Below are 23,389 nucleotides of genomic sequence, written 5' to 3'. Positions count from 1 at the left end.
CTTCGGGCTAGGCTGCGTATTCTACGCATTCCTTAGTCGCCGTCAACTACTTTTTAAAAGTTTATTTTCAAGTGGTTATTTACCACTCAAATCACTTTAAGATAGTGACCGCTTACACTCTGCAAACTTAACGCTTAGCGCCGCTTGCCGTGTCAGTGAGGTCGCATTATAGGGAGATATTGATTTTGCGCAAGCGCTTTTTAACAAAAATAAACCTTGTCGTGATCACTCGCACAGTTATCAATCAATACGTATAAAAAAAGGGCTAACATGCCCTTTCTATTAGTGATTTTACTATTCACTGAAAAAACGCGACTCTTGTTTAGCTGTTTCAATATTGCCATTTATCGTCGTACTTACGATAAAATCGATTTTTGTCATACTACGACCCAACTGATAGGGATCAACAGCTAAGCTCATCGGCAAACTTAATACCTCTCCTGCTGCGACCTCGATTTGTTGCCGCCCAAGCCATTGCACATCCTTCGGCAATCCTGTCACGCTAAGCGTATAATGATGTGGTTGTTCAGTCTTATTTAGAATTTTCAATGTATAGGTATTCTCAACTAAACCTTGATCTGTTTCTCTAAATAACTGATTACGATCACGAATAACATCCAATCGAACAGGAGCAATATTAGCGGCACCATATATAAACAGTAATAGCATCACGATAAGACCAACACCATAACCCACCAGTTTAGGTCTTAATATTTTGGCAGCATTACCTTCGAGTTTATTTTCAGTGGTATAACTAATTAGGCCTTTGTCATATCCCATTCGCTCCATTGTATTATCACAGGCATCAATACAGGCACCGCAATTAATACATTCATATTGCAAACCATTGCGAATGTCGATTCCTGTTGGACATACTTGCACACACAAATCACAATCGATGCAATCACCTAATTCAAGTGCTTTAGGATCTGTCTTACGCGATCTTGGACCGCGTTTTTCTCCACGCTTACTATCGTAACCTACTATATAGGTATTCTTATCAAACATGGATGCTTGAAAGCGTGCATATGGACACATGTGTATACACATAATTTCGCGCATCCAACCTGCGTTACCGTAGGTCGCAATAGTAAAAAACACGACCCAGAAGTAAACACCGGCTGATGACTCAAATAAAAAGAACTGCTTATATAAGGTAGTGGCTGGAACAAAATAGGAAACAAAAGTTAAAGCTGTAACGAGGGAGACTAATACCCATGCGCTATGCTTTAATGTTTTACGGACGACTTTATCTCGTGTCCATGGCATTTGATCTAGCTTAATGCGCTTATTACGGGCTCCTTCTATTTTCTCTTCTAACCAGATAAAAATAAAAGTCCATACCGTTTGAGGACATGTGTATCCACACCATACACGACCTAAATAGGTGGTGATAAAAAACAACCCCACCGCAGCAATCACAAATAAACCTGCAAGCAAGGTTAAATCTTGTGGCCAGATAACTAATCCAAAAACATGAAACTTTTGTTCTGATAGGTTAAACCATACTGCTTGACGATTTCCCCATGGTATCCAAGGCAATAACAAGAAGAAAAGTATAGTCACCCACCCATGCGCCTTCTCACTCGCGTCCAAAGGCCGGTAACCGCCCTGACATAAATACGATTACGTGGATTATATCGATCAGTTTTGCTGACATCTGGTTGATGAATCTTAATTCGCTGAGGTGCGGAAAAATCCTTTTTTTCAGAACCATTACTCATCGTTATTGCCCTTATTTGCTCACACTATTTCCATATAACAGTTATTATATACACATATAGTCAACTTCTTACTTACAAAATTATAAAAAATGAAAAAGTTAATCTTATTACTTATTGCCCTGATAGCAGCTGTTATTTGGTTACGTCCTTGGGTTGACTCGATATCCTCAGAGAGTTTTCACTATGATCTGAATGATTCTTTAACTGATCTAAAACAGAACTTCACTCAAAGTACTGATAGCCGCAAAAAAAAGTCAGCAACAGATCAAGCAATTACAGCAACAACTTTATCAGCGTCTTTCGGTTGATGAAGCAAATGGTATTATTCCTAAATTACAATCAATTGCTGATATAAAAGCATTTAAACAACAGCATTGCTCACAATCGTCTCAATTGATTATTAGCCAAGATAATTTGCACTATATTTGTGATGCGATTACTGACATTTCACTCACTCACTAGTTTCAGTATTGACCCAAGGCGCTATAAAGCCTAGCCTTTGCCTGATTCTATTAACCAAGGTTTTCATTATGACTCAACAGGTATCAGATATTTTCGATCCAACTTTATGGGATGTGGTTCCCGGTTTTAACTTTGAAGATATCACTTATCACCGAGCTAAAGACCAAGGCACAGTTCGTATTGCTATTAGTCGCCCAGACTGTCTTAACTCTTTCCGACCAAAAACAGTAGACGAGCTCTACACAGCACTTGATCATGCCCGCCAATGGTCTGATGTTGGTTGTGTTTTATTAACAGGCAATGGCCCTTCAGCTAAAGGCCAGTGGTCATTTAGTGCGGGCGGCGATCAGCGTATTCGCGGTAAAGACGGTTATAAGTATGAAGGTGAAGAAGCCGGTACTGCCGATGTCGCTCGTATGGGACGTTTACACATTCTTGAAGTGCAACGTCTAATCCGCTTTATGCCAAAAGTAGTCATTGCGGTTGTACCAGGTTGGGCTGTTGGTGGTGGTCATAGCTTACATGTCGTGTGTGACTTAACATTAGCCTCTAAAGAGCACGCCATTTTTAAACAAACCGATCCTGATGTTGCTAGCTTCGACTCTGGTTACGGCAGCGCTTATCTTGCTAAGATGATTGGTCAAAAGCGTGCTCGTGAAATTTTCTTCTGTGGTTTTAATTACAGCGCTGATGAAGCATTTGATATGGGTATGGTTAACCGCTCCATCCCTCATGCTGAATTAGAAATTGAAGCATTACGTTGGGCTAAAGAAATTAACTCTAAGTCACCAACTGCAATGCGTATGCTTAAGTATGGCTTTAACTTACCAGACGATGGTTTAGTGGGACAGCAACTCTTTGCTGGTGAAGCCACTCGCTTAGCTTATGGAACTGCTGAAGCACAAGAAGGCCGCGATGCATTCTTAGAAAAACGTGACCAAGACTTCTCACAATTCCCTTGGCACTATTAATCATCATGCAATAATTCGAATAAACCGCCAGCTGGCGGTTTATTTTCATCACAAAGTAGCATAACAATCCTGCATTACATTGATTCAAAAGTATAAGTTGATTTTTTATCCTTATTAAATGTCTATTTAATAAGGCTAATTATGAAATATTATGCGTCCCTCATTACCCTCATCAATATTATTCCTCTCACCGTCAGTGCAACCACTGAACAGCCCGAGATCATCACGGTACTGGGTCAAGCATTACCTAACCAACAAATATATACCGCAGCCGAGCAACATTTAGATGAACAACAAATAGCACGTAGTTTAGATAGTAACTTAGGCCGATTATTAGCAGATCAATTCACCAGTATTACCATTAATGATGCGCAAAATAATCCGTTTCAAATGGATCTCCAATATCGTGGTTTTACCTTATCACCATTATTAGGTATGCCGCAGGGAATGTCGGTTTATATGAATGGAGTCCGCTTTAATGAGCCTTTTGGTGACACTATTAATTGGGACTTAATTCCACTTGCGGCATTGTCGCAAGTGAGTCTCTACTCTGGCTCCAATCCATTATTTGGACAAAATACCTTAGGCGGTTCTTTAGTACTCACCACTAAAGATGGCTTTAGTTTTGAAGGCGTTAATCTTGATCTTAGAGCCGGCAGTCACGATATGTACCAAGGCACCATTGAAGCGGGTGGAAATAATGGTGAGTTTGCGGCTTATACGCTCATCAATCGCTATCAAGAGCAGGGCTGGCGACGCTTTTCACCATCAACAGTTAATCAATTTTTAACCCAGTTAAGTTGGCAGCTAAATACCGATAATTTACTGGCCTTAACTGCAGCGACAAGTCATAGCGAATTAATTGGTAATGGCGCAGTTCCCTATGATTTGATGGCACTTGAAGGACGTGATGCGGTATATACCCATCCAGATAGTAACCATAACCGTTATCAATTTTTTAGTTTAAATGGCCAACATCAATTAAATCAGCAAATTAATTTAAATAGTAATATTTTCTATCGTTACAGCAAAAACAATAGTCTTAATGGTGATGACAGTGACTTTGAAGAATGTGCCATAGCGGGTATTGAAACCTTGTGTGATGAAGATGAACAGGCTGTCACCTTTATTGATCATCAAGGACAATTAGTCAGCGACGATTTGGATGATTTAGGCCTTGATGCTGATGAATTAGACGGTTTAAATAATCTCAGCCACACTAAACAACACTCCACAGGCGTATCAGCAGAAATCAGTATAAAACATAAGATAGCGAATCTTGCTAGCGATACGGTTATAGGCGCTGGGGCTCAAAGAGCAAGTATTGATTTCTCTTCAGACAGTGAATTTGCGCAACTTAATAATGGCACAATGAGTGCAATTAGAGATACCAGTGCAGTGGGATTATTTGACCAAGATTCAATTGTAAGATTAGACACCAAAACCCGTCATTACTATGGTTTTGTCGCTAACAGCTTACAGCTCAACCAAGCCTTAAGACTCAATAGCGCAATACGTTACCAATACGATAATATTATGATGACCGATTTAGCACCGGGTGATGATGGCACCACGTTAGATGGTGATCATAGCTTTAATAATATTAATCCGACTGTCAGCCTAGATTGGCAAATCAATTCTCAGTTTAATAGTTATCTTAGTTATGGCCGAGCCTCAAGAACGCCAACCCCAGTTGAGCTCAGTTGTGCTGATGAAGATGCTCCGTGTAAATTACCTAATGGTTTTGTTTCAGATCCGCCATTAGAACAAGTCACCACTCACACCCTAGAAACAGGCCTGCAATATCAGCAAAATCAAACATTGTTAGCCGCAAGCTTATTCTATGCACGTAATCGAGATGACATTATTTTCCAGCAAGCTGGCGGACTCCCATCTGAAGGCTACTTTGCCAATATTGGAGATACCTTAAGGAAAGGCTTAGAGCTGTCTTTAAAACAAGAATGGCAACAATGGTACTGGGGCGTGAGTTATAGCTATCTTGATGCGACTTTTGATTCTAGTTTCATTTCATTTAGTCCCAATCATCCGTTAGGCGCTAATCGCCAAGTCACCCCAGGCGATCGTATTCCAGGACTTGCCAAACATAGTGCCAAAGCGCATATCGAGTGGCAATCGCAGCAATGGACTATTGGGGCTAATCTTCATTATCAGTCAGATCAGTATTATCGTGGTGATGAGGCTAATGATGCAGAACCTCTAGCAGGTTATACCGTCATCAATCTCAGCGGTCGCTATCAACTCACAGATAATGTCGCACTATATGCCAAAATTAATAATCTATTTGATCGTGATTATCAAACCTTCGGTACTTATGGCGAATCTGATGAAGTATTAGGCGAGATATATCCAGACTTTGATGATGCTAGATTTGTCGGCCCTGCTCAGCCACGCAGCTATATTGTCGGCGTTAAAATTAGTTTTGATTAAAACGCTCAGTACTAAAACTGATAATCGCCAGCAACATAAAAATAATGCCGCATCCCAGCACCACATAAAAAGCGGTCGCATTAAAATGTTGATAGCAAGCAAAACGGATAAGTTCTACTGCTGAGGTAAATGGATTAAAACGGCATAATTGATAGAGCCAGTTACTGGCTTCTTGCATTTTCCATAATGGATAAAGTGCAGATGAAATAAAAAACATCGGAAAAATAACAAAATTCATCACGCCAGCAAAATTCTCTAATTGCTTTACCCATGCGCCAATAATCATCCCTAACCCATTGAGCATTATTGCCGCCAGTAACATAGCCAATAGGCCATAAAAATACCCCATAGGGGCAAGTTCAAGTCCATAAAAATAGGCAAACAGCAAAAACACACTGACTTGTAATAATGAAATAAATGCAACGGCAATCATTTTACTCAAAAGTAAGAACCAGCGCGGTAATGGGCATGTGAGCAATATTTTCATACTGCCCATCTCGCGGTCATACACCATAGACAATGAGCTTTGCATACCATTGAACAGTAAAATCATGGCGCATAAACCGGGTAAAATATATTCTTCATAATTAATGTAAGTGGCATAGGGTTCAATAATAGCAATACCAAGTGCAGCCCGAAATCCAGCCGCAAATACGATTAACCATAACAGTGGTCGTACTAAGGCACTCGCAAACCGTGCTTTTTGCGTTAAAAAACGCAATAACTCCCGCTGACATATTCCATAAAAACCATACCAATACCGCATTAAACCTCCGATGTTAGTACCATAAACACTTCAGCTAATGACGCTTGCTGATAACGGTTTTGTAATTCATGAGAGCGGCCCGTCGCTAATAATTGTCCCTGATTGAGGATCAAAACATGGTCTGCATCGCTCGCCTCTTCAATAAGATGAGTTGCCCAAAGTACACTGATTTTTTGCTCTCGACACAAATCTCTAACGACATCAGCCAATGCTTGCCTACTTGCGGGATCAAGTCCAACACTAGGCTCATCGAGCAATAACACCTTAGGTTGATGCATTAGAGCTCTCACAATTTCTAATCGGCGACGGTGACCAGAATTAAGTCGTCTTACTTTTTCATGCAAACGATGTTGCAGTTCAAACTGCATTAATAACGGCTGTGCTTTGGTTAAACTTTGCTGCCGACTATAACCATGCAAATGACCAAAATAATATAAATTCTGAGCAATGGTTAAATCCAAATCTAATGTACTTTGTTGAAACACAACACCTAACCATTGCATCGCTTGGTAACCCAGCTTCGTCACACTGATTTGATTAAAATAGATATCACCTTGCTGAATGCCATAAATTTGAGTGAGCAATGAAAATAGCGTGGATTTACCCGCACCATTGGGACCAAGCAAAATCGTCATTCCCTGCGGCAACTCAAAACTCACATCAATGAGTGCTGGTTTATGACCATAATTAAAACTCAGTTGTTGAACTGCTAATAGCTGATTATTGTTCATCAGTAATTACAGCCCCCCATGGATAACGCCCGACTCGTATCGACTTAATCACCTTCATGGCATCGATATCAATGATAGAAACATCACCACTGACACCATTGGTCGTTAGTAGCTTATTTTGCTGTGGATTAAGCGCAAGTTGCCATACACGGCGCCCTACAAGTAAGTAGTTTATGACTTGATAAGTTTGTTGATCGACCACAGCAATATGATTAGCAGGACCAAGGGCGACAAAAGCATAACGACCATCATCTGTTAACTTAACGCCAACGGGTTGTACTTTATCTTGATGGATACCTTGCGGTGCAAAGCTAATCTTATGAATAATCTCACGAGTGTTTGTATCTAAAATTGACACTGTGCCACCAATTTCTGAACTCACCCATAACAACTCACCGCTACGATTAAATTGAGCATATCTAGGCCGTGCATCAATCACAGTATTGTGTACAACCTTATTAGTTTTGCTATCAATCCAATGCACCATATTCGAGGTTTCAGAGGTCACAATCACCGTCTTTCCATCTGGGCTCACCGCGACGCCTTCAGGTTCAATGCCCACATCAATTTGGCTAATCACACTACGATTAGGCACATCAATCACGGTTAACAAGGCATCATCTTCATTCGCGGCATACAGCCACTTACCATTAGGATGTAGACTAAATTGCTCTGGATCTTCACCCGATGGCAATTCACCGATGACCTGATGAGTTTTTAAATCAAATATTTGAATAGTGTCAGACTCACTGGCACAAATATAAAGCTGCTGCTTATCTTTGCTAAGTAAAATACCTCGAGGTCGTTCGCCCACTTCTATTGTATTAACCACAGCCATAGTGTTCATATCAATCACAGATAATGAATCATCTTTTTCATTGGAAACATACGCCATATCAGCAGCCAACAAATAGGGGGGAAACAAGCTGATAAATCCAAGCCAACAGCCTTTATTAATCATGATTAGCACTCCTTATTTATTGGAACGTCTGCATTAAATTACAGCGGCTCAATGGCTTATCAATACCAAGCGTATCCAGTTCACTACGAGGATGATAAAAACCTGCTATCGGTGCTGTCGTTACCAAAGCCTGCGCTTGAGTTAACGGCATAGGTTGTCGCAATTGCCCATTCCAAGCACGAAAACTCAACTTACGGCCTTTATATGCCGCCAATGAAAATTGGTCACTTAACATATATTGGCTCAGTAATTGTGTTTGATTGGTTTGAACTTGAGTCATCGCTTCTGTTAATGCTCGCACAGCTAACCAAGCGTTATAATCCTTGGCACTCATATGACGCTCAAACTGTTGATAGAAACGATTTTGTAATTGCGCTGCGCCCCACGCCTCAATGACATAACTCCACTCATTGGCACGTAAGCCGTTAGTGCCAACCACTAAACGAGATAACCATGTGTTATAAGCTAGGTTTTGACCAAATAATTGGGCTTTATCTGCCACCCACACCACGTCGTAATCATCAACCTGAGTAAAAGCCTGTAACTCCTTACCTGCAACCCGGCGTAAATCGGTGTTAAAACTCCATTTTTTTTGTGCCACCAATTGCAATGCAAACTTAGTCAAACTCTGTTTTACTGCTGCCGTATAAAGCTTGTCCTCAATCGTATTGCCGCTTATAAGCAATACTTTATTAAAGCGGCGCTGTTTGAGCCATTGTGCTAAAGCATCAGTCTGCATCGAATAACTGGCACTAATATGTAAAGTATTCGGTAAACAGTTTTTAGTCCTAAATTGATTGTCACGATTACCAATATTGACTAACAACACATCCGCAGCTAACTGCTGTCGCAATTGCACTAAAGAATCACTACTCACATCAACCAACATGATATCGATGGCTTGTTGTTGCCATAACAAAGCTTGAGCAACTAGCTCCGTTGTTGATTCAGCGCTAAATGATTGCAATTGATAATGATGTTTTAAGAATTTACCGGTACGGTTACTGTCAGCAATCGCTTGCTTTGCCCCTGCAATCCCCTGATCCGCAGCTGGTCTTAAATAATCGGGGACAGCAGAGGCAAAAGTGGGCGTTTCCACTAAAATAGCAAGTTTGAGTGTGAGCGGTTTAGCCATCACTAACTGTGGTAATAACACCCACCAAAATAATAAAAAAATATTTAATATCATTTGGATACGATTCATAAAAGAAACATCTCCAGCTTGAGGACAATTAAAAAACTGTACGACTCACTGTATGATAAGTGTTCACTCTAATACAATTTTTAAACATGAAATATCGCCGCTTTCCTCCTAAAGGATGAGACGCTAACAAGCTTTGGTACGATTCTGTATTCGCTACATTTTTTCTAGTATGAAGCTAAGCATAAAGCTAATCACATATAAAAAGGTGGCAGCAATGAATCATGCATACTCACTGCAACAACTCACTCATTTACTCAAAAAATTGCCTCTGCCATTTCTGGGGTTATTACTTGTATTAACCAGTAACCTCGCGCTGGCACACGGTGATGTCACGCCACAATCAATTGACACGAGCACCATTCCAGCCTTAGGCGATGAGTGGCAAGAAACCAATCCTTATCGCGACCAAACAGGCGAAGCTAAAGCGGAGATCTTACGAATTGGGGCATCTGCATATAATCAAAACTGTGCACGTTGCCATGGTTTAGAAGGTATTTCAGGTGGCATAGCACCTGATTTACGTATTCTACCGACGGATTATGATGGTGATGAATGGTATGTCTATCGCGTTCAGAATGGGGCTGTACGTAATGGTGCCGTATATATGCCTAAAATGACTGAACATCTGAATCAAGAAGCACTATGGGCAATTCGTAGCTGGTTAGAATCTGTGGCCCCACAAAATGAGCAATAAAACCTGTCTCATCATCATTATGATTCTCGTCAGTTTGAGTCAATTCGCACAGGCGAGATCTTATGATGACATCATTGCAGCGAATGAAATTACCATCGCCGTCTATCGTGATTTTCCGCCCTATTCATTTGAGCAAAATGGCCAAGCAAAAGGAATTGATATTCACTTAGCCAATGCTATTGCTCATGGTTTGGGGGTCAAATTGACACTGCTATGGGCGACGCCAGGGGAAACAACCGCAGATGATCTGCGTATGTACCTATGGAAAGGTAATAACTTGCATACCAATGATGGTACGCGTGTCAAAGCAGACTTAATGTTGCGTATCCCCTACGATAAAAACTATGCGCAAATGCGAGATGACCAAGGCTTGCTAGTCCATGAGCAAGTACATATGTTTGCCCCCTATCAACAAGAACGTTGGCAAATAGCTTATAACCCCAATAAGCTTGAGCAAATCGCCACCATGGCAGTATTTCAATACCATAAAATCGGCGTAGAGATTGATTCAGCGCCACAGTTCTATCTCACCACCGCCTTCAATGGTCGCTTACGTAATAATACTAAAACCTATCTCGATATTAGAGATGCCTTTGCGGCAATGACCCAAACCAATGCGGTTGATGCCGTCATGGGCATAAAATCACAAATTGAATGGTTACATCAGCAACACCCACAGCAAACTCATATCTCACAACAAACCTATCCGCTGTTTGATACTTATAAATGGGATATTGGCATGGCTGTCGGTAATGATTATCGACAACTCGCTACGCCATCGAAGACATATTGCTCAATCAACTTAAACAGCAACATCTACACCAATGGGCAACGCAATTTGGTGTCAGTTATCAGCAGCCTGAGTTATACCAATAAATCACTACTTAAGTAGTAAGCCTGAACTCCTGCTAATGGAGGGCGAAAAACTAACCACTGACTCATTTATCAAAATAGCCATTGGCATAGAATTTATAACAGTATCAACCACCACCATGTCTGTAGCTGAGTAGGAATAGACATCTGTGATTCTAAGATTAACTAAAACTAGAGGTTAAATTATGGAGTCAATCAAGAAGATTAGCTGTCTCACTCTGGCAATAACAGCATTGTATTCAAGTATGACAATCGCTGCAGATGTGACAGATAAAGATCTACTTAATGATCAAAAAACCCCAGAAAACGTGCTCACTAACGGCTTAGGGCTTGAAGCTCAACGCTACAGTAATATTGATAAACTGACCGCCAAAAATGTCAAACAGTTAAGACCTGTATGGGCCTTTTCTCTCGGAGGAGAAAAACAACGAGGCCAAGAGTCCCAACCCATGATCAATGATGGTGTCATGTATGTGACAGGCTCATATTCGAGAGTATTTGCTATCGATGCCAAAACCGGTGATGAAATTTGGCAATATGACGCTCGTTTACCCGATGGCATTATGCCTTGTTGTGATGTCGTTAACCGTGGTGTCGCCCTTTATGGCGATCTCGTCATCTTCGGCACTTTAGATGCCAAGCTGGTGGCACTGGATGCTAAAACAGGTAAGGTACGTTGGAAGAAAAAAGTCGCTGATTACAAAGCCGGTTACTCCATCACAGCCGCGCCCATTGTAGTTAAAGGCAAAGTCATTACCGGTTTATCAGGTGGTGAGTTTGGTATTGTCGGTCGTGTTATAGCTTATGACGCCAAAACAGGAGCAAAGGCATGGGAACGCCCCACCGTTGAAGGCCATATGGGCTATGCATGGCAAGATGGCAAAAAAGTTGAAACGGGGATATCAGGTGGCGCACCGGGACGCACTTGGCCTGCGGAGTTATGGAAACATGGCGGCGCAGCACCTTGGTTAGGGGGCACCTATGATCCTGATACCGATCTGCTTTACTTCGGTACGGGTAACCCTGCGCCTTGGAATTCCTACATGCGCCCGGGTGATAACCTGTTTTCATCATCACGACTGGGGATTGATCCTGACGATGGCAAAATTGTTTGGCACTTTCAAACAACACCACATGATGGTTGGGATTATGATGGTGTAAATGAATTAATTTCATTTAACTACCAAGAAAATGGCAAAACCGTTAAAGCAGCTGCAACCGCAGATCGTAACGGCTTTTTCTATGTATTAAACCGTACTAATGGCGAGTTTATTCGCGGCTTTCCTTTTGTAGATAAGATCAGTTGGGCCAAGGGCTTAGATAAACAAGGTCGACCACAATTTGATCCTAGTAACCGCCCCGGCGACCCAAGTAATGCCAAGCAGGGGAAAACCGTTGTAGCAGCACCTTCATTTTTAGGCGGCAAAAACTGGATGCCAATGGCTTATAGTCAAAAAACAGGTCTATTTTATGTGCCATCAAATGAGTGGCAAATGGATATTTGGAACGAGCCAACTGCTTATAAAAAAGGCGCGGCTTACTTAGGTGCAGGATTTACCATTAAAGCCATTAATGAAGATTATATTGGGGTATTAAGAGCCATTGATCCCAAGACTGGTAAAGTCGTATGGGATTATAAAAACTACGCACCACTGTGGGGCGGTGTACTGACAACCGCGGGTGGGCTAGTGTTTGCCGGAAACCCCGAGGGTTATCTAATGGCCTTTGATGATAAGACAGGTGAAGTGCTTTATAAATTCAATACCGGCTCAGGCATTGTTGGCAGCCCTGTCACATGGACTATGGATGGCGAGCAATATGTTAGCGTGTTATCTGGCTGGGGTGGCGCAGTACCGTTATGGGGCGGCGATGTCGCTAAACGAGTCAAACACTTTAACCAAGGTGGCATGGTGTGGACCTTTAAACTACCGAAATCATAATTAACATCGAATAAAGCCTACAAAATGTAGGCTTTTTATTTTAATAAACCTTATTTACCTAATCCCCTCCCAAAGTATGAAATTTTGCCAACCATGTGGCGATAGTTAACCCCATACCCCCTCTCTAAAATGAAATGATATGGCACATATTTATATAACAACAGTGCCACAAATTAAGGTGAACAATACGAGACACTGACGAGGTGAACATATGATTTACGCACAACCAGGCACACCTGAATCAATTATTGATATCAAACCCCGCTATGAAAACTATATTAATGGTCAATGGACTGCGCCAGTTGAAGGGCAATACTTTGATAATCATTCACCTGTTAATGGCGATAAAATCTGTGAAGTGCCACGTTCAACTGCAGCAGATATTGAAAAAGCACTTGATGCGGCTCATGCGGCGAAAGCCAGTTGGGGCGCAACATCAGTTACCGAACGCTCAAATATTCTATTGAAAATTGCCGACGTGCTGGAAGCAAATCTAGAAAAAATGGCGTTAGCTGAAACATGGGATAACGGTAAATGTATTCGTGAAACTTTGGCTGCTGATTTACCTCTGGCAGTTGATCATTACCGTTACTTTGCAGGTTGTATTCGCGCTCAAGAAGGTGGCCATAGCGAAATTGATAGCACCACTGTGGCATATCATTTTCATGAGCCTCTTGGTGTTGTTGGTCAGATTATTCCATGGAACTTCCCACTACTGATGTCAGCTTGGAAAATTCCACCAGCACTTGCTGCCGGTAACTGTATTGTACTTAAACCTGCTGAACAAACGCCGCTTTCAATCTGCTTATTCCTCGAGTTAGTTGCAGACTTACTGCCACCTGGAGTACTCAATGTGGTACACGGTTATGGTAAAGAGGCTGGTGAAGCCCTAGCAAGCTCTACGCGTATTGCCAAACTCGCCTTTACCGGTTCAAGTTTAGTCGGTGGCCATGTGCTTAATCTTGCATCAGACAATATGATCCCAGCCACGGTGGAGTTAGGTGGTAAGTCGCCTAATATCTTCTTTGAAGATGTGCTCAACTATGAAGATGAATACTTTGATAAATGTTTAGAGGGTGCTGCACTGGCATTCTTAAACCAAGGCGAAGTATGTACCTGTCCATCACGTATTTTGGTACAAGAATCAATTTACGATGCCTTTGTTGAAAAACTTATTGCCCGTATCGAAACCATTAAACAAGGCAATCCACTTGATACCAATAGCCAAGTAGGTGCACAAGTAAGCCTAGTGCAATATGAAAAAATCCTGTCATATATTGATATTGGTCGTGATGAAGGTGCAGAAGTCCTCATTGGTGGTAACAAAGCCAATGCGGGCGATGGCTTAAATGATGGTTTCTATATCCAACCGACATTGCTCAAAGGCGCCAATCATATGCGCGTGTTCCAAGAGGAGATTTTTGGTCCTGTTGTCGGTATCACTACCTTTAAAACAGAAGAAGAAGCACTGGCTATCGCTAATGACAGTATTTATGGGTTAGGCGCAGGTTTATGGACCCGTGATATGAATAAAGCTTACCGCATGGGACGTGGCATCCAAGCTGGACGCGTATGGACTAACTGTTATCACCTATACCCTGCTCACGCAGCCTTTGGCGGTTACAAAAAATCAGGTATTGGTCGTGAAAACCACCATATGATGCTTAATCATTATCAACAAACGAAAAATTTATTGGTCAGTTATAGTGCGTCTCCTTTAGGTTTCTTCTAAACCACAATAGAGCCAATTCAGCAGCTGTTGAGTTGGCTTAATTTATCTAACAATGACACTTAAGCAGATGACCTCACTTACGTTAACAAAATCTGTTTCAGATTTTTGTTAACGTTTTATCTCAGTTATTGCCCCATCCTGTTGGCGCAACAATGGCAAGATATCAGTCCTGAAGTTGAACGTATTTTCCCTAATGCAACACGGATGCTCGCACCAACCACTTTACCTGTCACAGAGGTTTATCAACTCAATCAGTTGATCGGTTATCTATTTGAAACAAATGATTTAGTTAACTTCCCAGGGTTCTCAGGTCAACCTATCAATTTACGGGTTGGGCTAAATACCATAGGTGTGATTAAAGGGATTGAAATCATCAGCCATAACGAACCTATTTTTCTACATGGGTTAGGCGAAAAGGTGATGTTGGAGTTTATTGCGCAATACTTTAATCAGCAGATTAAACAGCGTTTTTTAGTGGGCTCGACTCAAACTAAAATAAATGATGGCACCACGGTTTACTTAGACGGTATAAGTAAGGCAACCGTATCAGTAATGATCATTAATGACACCATCATTAATGCTGCAACTCAAGTAGCTCGCGCTAAACTCAGTGGCTTTCAAGATCAAGCAAACAGCCAATTAATCCTGAATAACTTCACCCCTTTAACGTTTACACAATTACTCCAGCAACAACTTATCTATCGTTGGCAATTATCAAGCCAACAAGCGGCTCTATTATTAGATATCCCAACAAATTTGTTGGCAACACAAACTCAAATAGCTCCCTCGGCTGATTTTATTGATATCTATGCAGCGGTACTGAATCCAGCCATGGTCGGTCAAAATCTATTAGGCCAAGCAGAATATCAACGTTTGCTCGACACGCTGGCAGAGGGCGAAATAGCATTAATGTTGTTCTCTGCTGGGCAATACCATTTTATTGCAGATGACTTTATTACAGGCACATCACCGACTCGATTTAACCTGTCCCAATCAGGATTCGCCGTCGATATTAGGGATATCGATTTTTATAGTTTTTTGATCCCCAGTTAAGCAGTGATACGCCTAAATTTAATGAAATACGAGTCTTTAGACTTAAATCCAGCAGTGGTTTTAATCCTGCACAGCCATTGCAAATGCAGCTTAATATTCCAATTCAAACCAGTTTTATGCAGGTTAAGCATCAGCCTCTCAATACTAACTATCAATTACCCGCAAGTTTGTACCAAACCATCAAACCCGCTGCCGCACCATTACCGCTTTGGCAACGACTCTGGTTAGAGAGAAAAATAACCATCATTGTTATCTCTACCTACTTAGTTTTATTAAGTTTATTGTTTATTTTTCAACATAAACTAGCGCAACATTATGGCCAATTTTTAGTGCCGATAAGATGGGCAAGTTTGCTCTTTAGCATAGGTTTTATTGGCTACTATGCCCAAGGGCAGTTATCTGTAGTGAATATCTACACCTTACTGCTATCGCTGTGGCAGGGATTCGATATCAATGTCTTTTTACTCGACCCCGTTATATTTATCCTATGGAGCTTTGTGTTTGTTAGCCTATTTCTATGGGGACGAGGATTATTTTGTGGTTGGCTTTGCCCATTTGGGGCGATACAAGAACTCATTGGTAAGTTCGCACGGCAAGTTAACATCAAACAATGGCGTATTTCCAATCAACGCCACCAGCAACTGCAATGGTTAAAATATCCGCTGCTAATGGGCTTGGTTGCAACCTCATTCTACTCGCTCACATGGGCAGAAACCTTAGCCGAAATAGAGCCCTTTAAAACCGCTATTACCATGAATTTTAACCGCTATTGGCCTTTTACCCTGTATGCCATTTTAATATTAGGATTAAGCCTTTTTATCCATAAGTTCTATTGCCGTTATCTCTGTCCCTTAGGAGCCGGACTGGCAATATTAGGTAAATTTAGATTATTTAGTTGGCTTAAACGGCGTCAAGAGTGTGGTAATCCATGCCAGTTATGCCACAAGAAATGTCAGATTAATGCTATCAAACCAAGCGGTAAAATTGATTATGATGAATGTATTCAATGTTTTGACTGCTTAACCATTATTGAAGACAAAAATATCTGTGTGGTTGACAAATACGCCCGCCGAAAATCAAACCGAATAGCGACTCAAGCTAGTTAACCATTTGTTTTAAAAAGAAACTATATCTCATCATAGGCATTAGTTTTTTCATCCCAAAGTAGCATATTAATTATTACAGCAGATCCATATTCTTAAACATGAGGATGAGTTACCTCTTCACTACCGCACTTCTAGGAGGCCATTATGTGGGTAAAACCTAGCTATCAAGAACTTCGACTTGGTTTTGAAGTTACGCTTTATATCAGTAATCGTTAGTTATCTATGCCTCTAGCCGTATTGGAGGCAATCCCCTTATGACACAACAAACAGGTAGGCTTATATGCAGATATTGGTATTAGGTTCAGCTGCGGGAGGAGGTTTTCCCCAATGGAACTGTCATTGCGAGATGTGTAAGGGGGCACGAAATGGCACCATTAATACTAAACCTAGAAGCCAATCCTCAATAGCCGTCAGTGATGATGGTAAAAACTGGATCTTAATCAACGCTTCACCAGATATTCGTCAGCAGATAAATGACAATAAACCACTGGCACAAGCTGATGGTGTTAGAGGTTCAGGTATTGGCGCAGTGATTGTCACCGATAGCCAAATAGACCATACCACCGGCTTAATTATTTTACGTGAAGGCTTACCACTCAATTTATATTGTACCGATATGGTAAATGATGATTTATGTCAGCATTACCCTATTCTGACTATGATGCAGCATTGGCATGGTGGCTATCAAAGGCATGCCATTAATGTCAGCCCTTGTGACCCATTTATGATTGATTGCTGCCCTCAACTTGAATTTACCCCTGTACCTTTACAATCAAATGCTCCGCCTTATTCACCACACCGCAATAATTACCATATTGGTGACAGTATAGGCCTACGCATTACCGATAAACGTCATGGTAAAAGCCTGTTTTATGCGCCCGGTTTAGGGATTACCAATGACGAAGTATTACAGGCATTAGATCAAGCAGATTGCGCCATGGTGGATGGTACGCTGTGGCAAGATGATGAAATGATTACACGAGGCCTCGGTAGCCAATTAGGCTCACAAATGGGTCATATGTCTGTTGCTGGCGATAAAGGTATGATTGCACTGTTATCGCAATTTCCCCACTTAAGAAAAATCCTTATTCATATCAATAACACCAATCCTATTTTAGATGAGGATTCAGTCGAGTATGCGCAAACATTAGCAGCAGGAGTCGAGGTGTCATTTGATGGCATGTTAATTCAGCTATAGGAGTATGCAATGCAAGCTATCATGAGCCGAGAACAATTTGAATTAGCCTTAAAAAACAAAGGTCGACTTTATCATATTCATCACCCTACCATCAAGCTATGTATCAAGGGCAATGCAGCCCAGAACAGATCCGAGGTTGGGTGGCTAATCGCTTTTATTATCAAATCAATATTCCCTTAAAAGATGCCGCGATTTTAGCTAACTGTCAGGATATAAATGTACGTCGAGAGTGGGTACAACGTATTCTCGATCATGATGGCCACGCTAGCCTGCAAGAGGATTACGGTGGCATTGAAGCATGGCTCAAATTAGCAGAAGCAGTAGGCTTAGACAGACAAGAAGTATTGGATCAAAAATATGTCCTCCCTGGAGTCCGCTTTGCCGTCGATGCTTATGTTAACTTTGCGCGACGTGCCAATTGGCAACAAGCTGCATGCTCTTCATTAACGGAACTCTTTGCGCCTGAAATTCATCAATCAAGATTAGATACTTGGCCACAACATTACCCGTGGATAGCCAAAGATGGACTGACCTACTTTCAACAACGATTAAGCCAAGCTCGGCGTGATGTTAATCATGGCTTACAGATCACCTTAGATTATTTCGATACGGCAGAAAAACAACAACAAGCATTAGAGATTTTACAATTTAAGCTCGATATTCTTTGGAGCATGCTAGATGCCATGACTATGGCTTATGAACTAGAGCGGCCGCCATTTCATACCGTATCTAAACATTTGGAATATCATAAAGGATTACAGTTATGACCGATCCAGACTCAGTCCTGACACTCAACCCAAGTTACCGTATGCAATATGAGCCTGCACAAAAATCACATGTATTGTTGTTTCCAGAAGGCATGGTCAAACTCAGCCCTACGGCAGCGGAGATCCTCGAACTTTTAGATGGTAAAGCTTCTGTTCAACAGGTCATTAATCAGCTTAGCCAACGTTACCCTGATGCTCCTAGTCTCAATGAAGATGTCTATCAATTTATAAAGGTCGCCTATGACAAACGCTGGATCTGTTAATCCTCCACTGTGGTTATTATTAGAATTGACCTATAGCTGTCCATTGCATTGTAGTTATTGCGCCAATCCTATTGATTTAGGTAATAAACAAGAAGAATTAGATACTGAAACTTGGTTAAAGGTACTAATCGAAGCAAGGGCGCTTGGGGCTGTGCAATTAGGGTTATCTGGCGGCGAACCATTACTGCGTAAAGACTTAGAGATCATTATCAAAAAAGCCAGAGAACTTGGTTTTTATATCAACCTCATCACATCTGGTATCGGCTTAACCGAAAAACGAATAAAGTCACTCAAACAAGCAGGCTTAGATCATATTCAAATTAGTTTTCAATCAGCCGATCAAACCAGCAACGATGCTATTGCTGGTAAAAAAGCGGCCTTTGAACAAAAACAAAAGATGGCCAAATTAGTTAAACAATATGGTTTCCCTATGGTGCTTAACTTTGTGATTAGCAAACAGAATATTGAGCAAATACCGCAAATAATGGCATTAAGCTGCCAATTAGAAGCTGACTTTGTCGAACTCGCCACTGCCCAATATTATGGTTGGGCATTACAAAATAGAGATCATTTACTACCAACGCTGCAACAGGTTCGCCTAGCTGAGCAGCAAGTGAATCAATTTAGGCTGCAGCAATCCAATACCGCACCTAAGTTTATCTTTGTTACCCCAGATTATTATGAAACCAGACCCAAAGCCTGCATGAGTGGCTGGGGCAGTATTTTTATCAACATTGCCCCTAATGGTATGGCATTACCTTGCCATAGTGCGGCACTGCTCGACTTGCCATTTTTGAATGTTAAGCAACATAGTCTCGAACATATTTGGTATGAGTCAGATAGCTTTAACCATTATCGCGGTTTTGATTGGATGGTCGAACCTTGTAAGAGTTGTGATGAAAAGGAGCAAGACTTTGGTGGTTGCCGCTGTCAGGCATTATTGTTAACGGGTAATGCCGATAATACCGATCCGGTTTGCAGTAAATCGCCACAACATCATCAAATCACTAAAGCGGTTGAACATGCTTCATTAATGCATCACTCTGAAATAATGAGCCGAACCTTAAAAAACAGTTTAATAATTATGTCGAGCAAACAAATATAAGAGGTATTAATGCCCCATGGCTTTATCTTATTAACTCAACAAACTGATGCTGATGGTGCACTGTGGCAGTGTTTTCGTCATCAAAGTGGCTTGCGCCATTGGCATAAGACCACCAGCAATAAACAGCCTTTTTGCGCTAGTTTTATCATCAATACCCCAGTTAATGATGATAGCGGTATGAGTCATGCGCTCGAACATATGATTTTGCGCGGCAATATAAAATACCCGCAGCCGAATAGTTTTTTACAGCATCGTGCAATAGCCGACTATCAACACTTTAATGCCAGTACCCAATTAACCGATACGCGTTTTCACTTTGCCACCACACAAGCGCCAACCGCATTAAAGCTGCTCGATTTTATCAGTCACAGTATCTGTAACCCCAATTTAAAACTGAAAGATTTTAATCATGAGATTTATCATCCCAGTAATCAATGGCGCGGAGTGTTATACAACGAAATGCAAGCCATATGGCGAATAAAGAGTTTGCGCAACAGATTGAGTTAGACGAACAATTTAGCCAGCGATATCCATTTTATGGCGGTTTACCCAGTACCATTAGCCAGCTCAATATCAATCAACTACGCCATTATCATAACCGCTGCTATCGGCCGCAATATATGACATTAATTAGCAGTGGTGCATGGTCACTGTCATCACTATGGCAAATAGTTGCACAAAGCCTGACTCATTTAAAACCATTGCAACCAAACACAGATCCCAAATTATTGTACCAAGCAACAAAGCCATCATCGCAAACTACCATTGAGTTAGGTGACACCCTATCACAGCAAATGAAATGGTTTTTATACAGCTTCTTACAACATGACAAGGATGCACAAGACTGGTTAGCGCAGCACCAACTAACACTGGTGAATCAACCATTAGATCTAGCTTGGATTACTCCTATTCGAATTCACTCACATCAAAAGCAAACTATTGATTCGAGCTTACGGCAACCAGAGTTACTAAAACAAAAGTTACTAAAACTACTAGTCAACTCATTAGCTACGCAATCAACAGCACAATATCATTATTATTTAGCGTTATTAGGCACTGAATATTGGCGCCAACAATATCAAAAATCCGGCAAGGATCTCGCCCATCTTTATCAGCAATTTGAGCAATCACTCAACCAGTGGCAATTAGTTCAGTCTCCTGATATTAAGATAAATGAAAAACAACCAATAGCAGCACTGATACAACAATTAACGGCTAATGGTTTGTCGCAACTGCGCCCCAAAACAGCCGTGACGCAATTGGTATCTGGGAAAAAATGGCAGTGGTTGCAGATTGAGCCTCAGCAAATCCAATTAACTATAACCTCAAATAAACCGCAATTGATTCAAGCTATGAGGCTATACCTCGTCCAGCTACAACAACTAACTCAATTATATTGTCAGCAACAGCAACTGGCCTGCAGTAGTCATCTAACCCAACAAGGTGGCAGTACCAGCTTAATACTTATCTGTCATCATCAGCATAGTAAGGCGCTCAATGGTTATTGGCTGCAACAACTCTCACAAACACTCCCTCTAACATCAGACGTCATGCCATCTTGTCATCCCATACAGCAATTAATCCAACAAACCTTCACTCATAAACATTGCCAATATTCATTTACACACAGCATCAATTTAATGGCATTAATACAGCAACAAGAGTCTATTAAAATCGAGCTAAATCAAAAATTAATTGCTGATAACATTTCGTCTATCGCTCAACCTCACTCTCGAATATTGAGTAATCAACAGCCAAATAGTAGCTGTTTAGGCATGCAACTCGTTGATACCGATAACTTCAATCAACAAACCATATTTGCGACAGTATTAGCTAAATTATTAATGCTACAAACACCGATACAACAACTACGTTTAACCGGACAAGTTTATGCACTGGATTACCAATATGATCCATTACAGCAACAGCTCGCATGGTACAGCATGATAGACCAAGCCCCTAAGTTGACTTTAGAGGCTTTAAAACAATGTTTAATTAAGCTATTTAGCGATAAACAAAAACACCACTCACAACTGCAATTAATTATGCCATCAATCTCTATCGATGAATTTAACGATTGGCTTGAGTATCAAGAATCACAACTTAAACCTAATCCAAAAGGTGGGGTTATTCCTACTTAAGTCGGAATAGCCTAAAAATAGATAAGTCCTATAATGATATTTATTTGCAGGAACAATATATGAATAAAGCCAGTGAACTTGATTCAACAATAATCGCTCCCCTGCAAACCTCAACGCCTTATGTTGCGTCTGCGGCAACCTATCAACTTAATGCTTATTGCGCCGCACAAGAGTTAGCCGCGCAGCTTAAAGCGCCTGAACTTGATGTGATTATCTTCTTCTGTTCCGCGTCTTACGATTTAGCCACCTTGGGACCTGCTATCCAACAGGCTTTTCCCAATCGCAAAGTAGTGGGCTGCACTACTTCAGGGGAGATAACTGACCGAGGTTATTCCAGCAACAGTATTAGCGCCTTGGGCTTTAATAATCAGGTTTTCTCCATTGCTACCAGTATTACCTCGCTTAATAACTTTAGTTTTAGTGAAGCGCAGCTGTGCGTTGCCGAGCTCATCAAGCAATGTAATAAGCACCCTAAAGCATCAATTACTCAAAACAGCTTTGCGCTCACCTTAATTGACGGTCTATCGCCACAAGAAGAATCATTTCTTGCAACCTTGAATATTGCTTTAGGTCGTATTCCACATTTTGGAGGCAGTGCTGGTGATGATACTAACTTGGCCTTCACTCATGTTTATAGTGATGGCGTATTTCATAGTGAAGCCGCAGTTATCGTCCTCTTTAATACCACTTGTCCATTTGATGTTTTTACCAGTCATCACATTGAAAGCTTAAATCGTAAGCTGGTGGTCACCCATGCCGATAGCGAAAAACGACGCGTTTATGAACTTAATGCTGAACCTGCAGCATTAGTTTATGCCAGAGAGGTTGGCATTGATTTACAGGACTTACGTCCAGAAATATATGCACTTAACCCTCTCGCGGTACAAATAGGTAAAGAGTTCTATATACGCTCAATTCAAAAAGTAAATGATGACTACAGTATCGATTTTTATTGCGCCGTCGACACAGGTATCGTGCTCACAGCAATGAAACCTGGTGACATCTTTGCCAGCATTGAGCGTGAACTTGAAGTTCGCCAACGCAATATTGGCGAAATTGAAGTCGTGATTGGTTGTGATTGTTTTTTAAGACACTTAGAGATATCGCAACTTGCGCAAGAAAATAAGATAAACCAACTATTTTCAAAGTATCGTTTACTCGGGTTTAATACTTATGGTGAACAGTTAAATGGGGTTCATATGAACCAAACGCTGACAGGGGTAATGATAGGCAAACCTAAATAAGGGGTG

At 41.1% G+C, this 23,389-nt stretch carries 21 protein-coding genes and 1 pseudogene; 17 read left to right on the top strand and 5 right to left on the bottom strand.

Annotated features, from left to right (window positions below):
* Nucleotides 1-294 precede the first annotated feature (294 nt).
* Nucleotides 295-1,724: pseudogene (gene ccoG, locus JCM15074_RS22835) on the bottom strand (cytochrome c oxidase accessory protein CcoG).
* A gap of 89 nt (nucleotides 1,725-1,813) precedes the next feature.
* Between ccoG and JCM15074_RS24420 the strand changes: the two are divergent.
* The 3 genes from JCM15074_RS24420 (at nucleotide 1,814) to JCM15074_RS17280 (ending at nucleotide 5,605) form a co-directional block, all read left to right on the top strand.
* The gene (locus JCM15074_RS24420; protein ID WP_025822818.1) at nucleotides 1,814-2,032 is read left to right on the top strand and encodes a hypothetical protein; all 219 of its coding nucleotides are present in this window, start codon (nucleotides 1,814-1,816) and stop codon (nucleotides 2,030-2,032) included.
* 222 nt (nucleotides 2,033-2,254) lie between these two features.
* Nucleotides 2,255-3,157 carry a 1,4-dihydroxy-2-naphthoyl-CoA synthase gene (locus tag JCM15074_RS17285; RefSeq protein ID WP_025822817.1) on the top strand — a complete coding sequence of 301 codons (903 nt, stop codon included), beginning with the start codon at nucleotides 2,255-2,257 and terminating at the stop codon, nucleotides 3,155-3,157.
* Nucleotides 3,158-3,298: 141 nt separating this feature from the next.
* Nucleotides 3,299-5,605 carry a TonB-dependent receptor gene (locus tag JCM15074_RS17280; protein WP_025822816.1) on the top strand — a complete coding sequence of 769 codons (2,307 nt, stop codon included), beginning with the start codon at nucleotides 3,299-3,301 and terminating at the stop codon, nucleotides 5,603-5,605.
* Here JCM15074_RS17280 and pedC read toward each other — a convergent pair.
* Genes pedC through JCM15074_RS17260 form a run of 4 tightly spaced genes read right to left on the bottom strand, consistent with a single transcriptional unit; the run spans nucleotide 5,592 to nucleotide 9,267 of the window.
* Nucleotides 5,592-6,371, bottom strand: coding sequence for a lanthanide ABC transporter permease protein PedC (gene pedC / locus JCM15074_RS17275; protein WP_025822815.1), 780 nt, complete (start codon nucleotides 6,369-6,371; stop codon nucleotides 5,592-5,594). The genes JCM15074_RS17280 and pedC overlap by 14 nt on opposite strands.
* The gene (locus JCM15074_RS17270) at nucleotides 6,371-7,102 is read right to left on the bottom strand and encodes an ATP-binding cassette domain-containing protein (RefSeq protein WP_025822814.1); all 732 of its coding nucleotides are present in this window, start codon (nucleotides 7,100-7,102) and stop codon (nucleotides 6,371-6,373) included. The genes pedC and JCM15074_RS17270 overlap by 1 nt, the downstream gene beginning before the upstream one ends.
* Nucleotides 7,092-8,063: a YVTN family beta-propeller repeat protein gene (locus tag JCM15074_RS17265; protein WP_025822813.1), complete on the bottom strand. Its 972-nt coding sequence runs from the start codon at nucleotides 8,061-8,063 to the stop codon at nucleotides 7,092-7,094. Before JCM15074_RS17265 ends, JCM15074_RS17270 begins: the two co-directional genes overlap by 11 nt.
* Before the next feature lie 16 nt (nucleotides 8,064-8,079).
* A complete protein-coding gene (locus JCM15074_RS17260; RefSeq protein WP_025822812.1) occupies nucleotides 8,080-9,267 on the bottom strand; it encodes an ABC transporter substrate-binding protein in 1,188 nt (395 codons plus the stop codon).
* Nucleotides 9,268-9,481: 214 nt separating this feature from the next.
* Between JCM15074_RS17260 and pedF the strand changes: the two genes are divergently transcribed.
* From pedF to nosP, 14 genes are all read left to right on the top strand, one after another.
* Entirely contained in the window at nucleotides 9,482-9,961 is a 480-nt protein-coding gene (gene pedF / locus JCM15074_RS17255; RefSeq protein WP_025822810.1) for a cytochrome c-550 PedF, read from the top strand.
* The gene (locus tag JCM15074_RS22830) at nucleotides 9,951-10,853 is read left to right on the top strand and encodes a substrate-binding periplasmic protein (RefSeq protein WP_051536950.1); all 903 of its coding nucleotides are present in this window, start codon (nucleotides 9,951-9,953) and stop codon (nucleotides 10,851-10,853) included. Before pedF ends, JCM15074_RS22830 begins: the two co-directional genes overlap by 11 nt.
* 226 nt (nucleotides 10,854-11,079) lie before the next feature.
* Nucleotides 11,080-12,774, top strand: coding sequence for a methanol/ethanol family PQQ-dependent dehydrogenase (locus tag JCM15074_RS17245; protein WP_373278920.1), 1,695 nt, complete (start codon nucleotides 11,080-11,082; stop codon nucleotides 12,772-12,774).
* Between the two features lie 211 nt (nucleotides 12,775-12,985).
* On the top strand, nucleotides 12,986-14,506 hold the full coding sequence (gene exaC, locus JCM15074_RS17240; RefSeq protein WP_025822806.1) for an acetaldehyde dehydrogenase ExaC: 1,521 nt from the start codon (nucleotides 12,986-12,988) through the stop codon (nucleotides 14,504-14,506).
* A gap of 105 nt (nucleotides 14,507-14,611) precedes the next feature.
* Nucleotides 14,612-15,559: an FMN-binding protein gene (locus JCM15074_RS25065; protein ID WP_234400264.1), complete on the top strand. Its 948-nt coding sequence runs from the start codon at nucleotides 14,612-14,614 to the stop codon at nucleotides 15,557-15,559.
* A gap of 83 nt (nucleotides 15,560-15,642) precedes the next feature.
* Nucleotides 15,643-16,665: a 4Fe-4S binding protein gene (locus JCM15074_RS25060; RefSeq protein WP_234400263.1), complete on the top strand. Its 1,023-nt coding sequence runs from the start codon at nucleotides 15,643-15,645 to the stop codon at nucleotides 16,663-16,665.
* 144 nt (nucleotides 16,666-16,809) lie between these two features.
* A complete protein-coding gene (gene pqqA, locus JCM15074_RS25690; RefSeq protein ID WP_084267056.1) occupies nucleotides 16,810-16,881 on the top strand; it encodes a pyrroloquinoline quinone precursor peptide PqqA in 72 nt (23 codons plus the stop codon).
* A 64-nt stretch (nucleotides 16,882-16,945) separates the two neighbouring features.
* Entirely contained in the window at nucleotides 16,946-17,863 is a 918-nt protein-coding gene (gene pqqB, locus JCM15074_RS17230; protein WP_025822804.1) for a pyrroloquinoline quinone biosynthesis protein PqqB, read from the top strand.
* A 98-nt stretch (nucleotides 17,864-17,961) separates the two neighbouring features.
* Nucleotides 17,962-18,630: a pyrroloquinoline-quinone synthase PqqC gene (gene pqqC, locus JCM15074_RS22820; protein WP_373278919.1), complete on the top strand. Its 669-nt coding sequence runs from the start codon at nucleotides 17,962-17,964 to the stop codon at nucleotides 18,628-18,630.
* Nucleotides 18,627-18,893, top strand: coding sequence for a pyrroloquinoline quinone biosynthesis peptide chaperone PqqD (gene pqqD / locus JCM15074_RS17220; protein WP_025822802.1), 267 nt, complete (start codon nucleotides 18,627-18,629; stop codon nucleotides 18,891-18,893). Before pqqC ends, pqqD begins: the two co-directional genes overlap by 4 nt.
* Complete coding sequence (gene pqqE, locus JCM15074_RS17215; protein ID WP_025822800.1) at nucleotides 18,871-19,998, top strand: pyrroloquinoline quinone biosynthesis protein PqqE; 1,128 nt, start codon at nucleotides 18,871-18,873, stop codon at nucleotides 19,996-19,998. The genes pqqD and pqqE overlap by 23 nt, the downstream gene beginning before the upstream one ends.
* 9 nt (nucleotides 19,999-20,007) lie before the next feature.
* Nucleotides 20,008-20,505 carry an insulinase family protein gene (locus JCM15074_RS17210; protein WP_025822798.1) on the top strand — a complete coding sequence of 166 codons (498 nt, stop codon included), beginning with the start codon at nucleotides 20,008-20,010 and terminating at the stop codon, nucleotides 20,503-20,505.
* Nucleotides 20,469-22,139 carry an insulinase family protein gene (locus JCM15074_RS17205; protein ID WP_025822796.1) on the top strand — a complete coding sequence of 557 codons (1,671 nt, stop codon included), beginning with the start codon at nucleotides 20,469-20,471 and terminating at the stop codon, nucleotides 22,137-22,139. The genes JCM15074_RS17210 and JCM15074_RS17205 overlap by 37 nt, the downstream gene beginning before the upstream one ends.
* Before the next feature lie 59 nt (nucleotides 22,140-22,198).
* Nucleotides 22,199-23,383: a nitric oxide-sensing protein NosP gene (nosP, locus tag JCM15074_RS17200; protein ID WP_084267055.1), complete on the top strand. Its 1,185-nt coding sequence runs from the start codon at nucleotides 22,199-22,201 to the stop codon at nucleotides 23,381-23,383.
* The last annotated feature ends 6 nt before the right edge of the window (nucleotides 23,384-23,389 follow it).

Source organism: Shewanella marina JCM 15074 (assembly GCF_000614975.1).
In the GTDB taxonomy this organism is placed as follows: domain Bacteria; phylum Pseudomonadota; class Gammaproteobacteria; order Enterobacterales; family Shewanellaceae; genus Shewanella; species Shewanella marina.
The sequence above is the reverse complement of the archived record's forward strand: the minus strand, read 5'-3'. Positions and strand labels throughout refer to the sequence as shown.

What these genes read in the sequence shown, in the direction of transcription:
- JCM15074_RS24420 (WP_025822818.1), top strand. Translation starts at nt 1,814, where the DNA reads ATGAAAAAGTTAATCTTATTACTTATTGCCCTGATAGCAGCTGTTATT.
- JCM15074_RS17285 (WP_025822817.1), top strand. Translation starts at nt 2,255, where the DNA reads ATGACTCAACAGGTATCAGATATTTTCGATCCAACTTTATGGGATGTG.
- JCM15074_RS17280 (WP_025822816.1), top strand. Translation starts at nt 3,299, where the DNA reads ATGAAATATTATGCGTCCCTCATTACCCTCATCAATATTATTCCTCTC.
- pedC (WP_025822815.1), bottom strand. Translation starts at nt 6,371, where the DNA reads ATGCGGTATTGGTATGGTTTTTATGGAATATGTCAGCGGGAGTTATTG.
- JCM15074_RS17270 (WP_025822814.1), bottom strand. Translation starts at nt 7,102, where the DNA reads ATGAACAATAATCAGCTATTAGCAGTTCAACAACTGAGTTTTAATTAT.
- JCM15074_RS17265 (WP_025822813.1), bottom strand. Translation starts at nt 8,063, where the DNA reads ATGATTAATAAAGGCTGTTGGCTTGGATTTATCAGCTTGTTTCCCCCC.
- JCM15074_RS17260 (WP_025822812.1), bottom strand. Translation starts at nt 9,267, where the DNA reads ATGAATCGTATCCAAATGATATTAAATATTTTTTTATTATTTTGGTGG.
- pedF (WP_025822810.1), top strand. Translation starts at nt 9,482, where the DNA reads ATGAATCATGCATACTCACTGCAACAACTCACTCATTTACTCAAAAAA.
- JCM15074_RS22830 (WP_051536950.1), top strand. Translation starts at nt 9,951, where the DNA reads ATGAGCAATAAAACCTGTCTCATCATCATTATGATTCTCGTCAGTTTG.
- JCM15074_RS17245 (WP_373278920.1), top strand. Translation starts at nt 11,080, where the DNA reads ATGACAATCGCTGCAGATGTGACAGATAAAGATCTACTTAATGATCAA.
- exaC (WP_025822806.1), top strand. Translation starts at nt 12,986, where the DNA reads ATGATTTACGCACAACCAGGCACACCTGAATCAATTATTGATATCAAA.
- JCM15074_RS25060 (WP_234400263.1), top strand. Translation starts at nt 15,643, where the DNA reads ATGCAGCTTAATATTCCAATTCAAACCAGTTTTATGCAGGTTAAGCAT.
- pqqB (WP_025822804.1), top strand. Translation starts at nt 16,946, where the DNA reads ATGCAGATATTGGTATTAGGTTCAGCTGCGGGAGGAGGTTTTCCCCAA.
- pqqC (WP_373278919.1), top strand. Translation starts at nt 17,962, where the DNA reads ATGTATCAAGGGCAATGCAGCCCAGAACAGATCCGAGGTTGGGTGGCT.
- pqqD (WP_025822802.1), top strand. Translation starts at nt 18,627, where the DNA reads ATGACCGATCCAGACTCAGTCCTGACACTCAACCCAAGTTACCGTATG.
- pqqE (WP_025822800.1), top strand. Translation starts at nt 18,871, where the DNA reads ATGACAAACGCTGGATCTGTTAATCCTCCACTGTGGTTATTATTAGAA.
- JCM15074_RS17210 (WP_025822798.1), top strand. Translation starts at nt 20,008, where the DNA reads ATGCCCCATGGCTTTATCTTATTAACTCAACAAACTGATGCTGATGGT.
- JCM15074_RS17205 (WP_025822796.1), top strand. Translation starts at nt 20,469, where the DNA reads ATGGCGAATAAAGAGTTTGCGCAACAGATTGAGTTAGACGAACAATTT.
- nosP (WP_084267055.1), top strand. Translation starts at nt 22,199, where the DNA reads ATGAATAAAGCCAGTGAACTTGATTCAACAATAATCGCTCCCCTGCAA.